Below are 545 nucleotides of genomic sequence, written 5' to 3' on the forward strand. Positions count from 1 at the left end.
TAGTAAGCCTCACAAGTATGATTAAGTATGTTTCCTGAGAGGAGTGGACCCATGCCTGCCATCGAGCGAATGACCATCACCATGCCAGTCGAACTGGCGGAAACGCTGCGCAAGACCGTGGCGGGCGGCGAATATGCCTCGACCAGCGAAGTCGTGCGCGAGGCCCTGCGGGAGTGGACGCGCCGCCGCGATGTGGAGCGCCAGGACCTCGAAGCCTTGCGAGCGGCGATCAGGACCGGACTGGGCAGCGGCTCCGGCCTTCCGGCCGACCAGGTGTTTGCCGAGCTGCGGGCCCGCTACGCCGCCAAGTCCTGACATGGCGCGCCTGGTCATTCTACCCGCCGCCCGGATGGACCTCATCGAGATTGGGGACTTCATCGCGCTGGACAACCCGGAGCGGGCCGTATCCTTCGTGACCGAGATCGAGTCCCGGATGATCGACGTCGCAGAGCGGCCTTGCAGCTTCCCGGCGCGGGACGAGCTGCACGAGGGCCTTCGGTCCGCCCGGCATGGCCGGTATTTGATCTTCTTCGTTGAAGCAGGGG

At 65.0% G+C, this 545-nt stretch carries 2 protein-coding genes; both read left to right on the forward strand.

Annotated elements, in window-relative coordinates; all coding sequences use genetic code 11:
• Window positions 1-51: 51 nt before the first annotated feature.
• Window positions 52-315 carry a type II toxin-antitoxin system ParD family antitoxin gene (locus CK240_RS17930; protein ID WP_095641565.1) on the forward strand — a complete coding sequence of 88 codons (264 nt, stop codon included), beginning with the start codon at window positions 52-54 and terminating at the stop codon, window positions 313-315.
• Between the two features lies 1 nt (window position 316).
• The coding region (locus CK240_RS17935) for a type II toxin-antitoxin system RelE/ParE family toxin (RefSeq protein ID WP_095641566.1) at window positions 317-545 on the forward strand (229 nt) is incomplete at its 3' end.

Source organism: Paracoccus salipaludis (assembly GCF_002287065.1).
GTDB classification, from domain to species: domain Bacteria; phylum Pseudomonadota; class Alphaproteobacteria; order Rhodobacterales; family Rhodobacteraceae; genus Paracoccus; species Paracoccus salipaludis.

Bases quoted from the DNA above. Each gene is read 5' to 3' on its own strand.
- CK240_RS17930 (WP_095641565.1), top strand. From the start codon at position 52: ATGCCTGCCATCGAGCGAATGACCATCACCATGCCAGTCGAACTGGCG.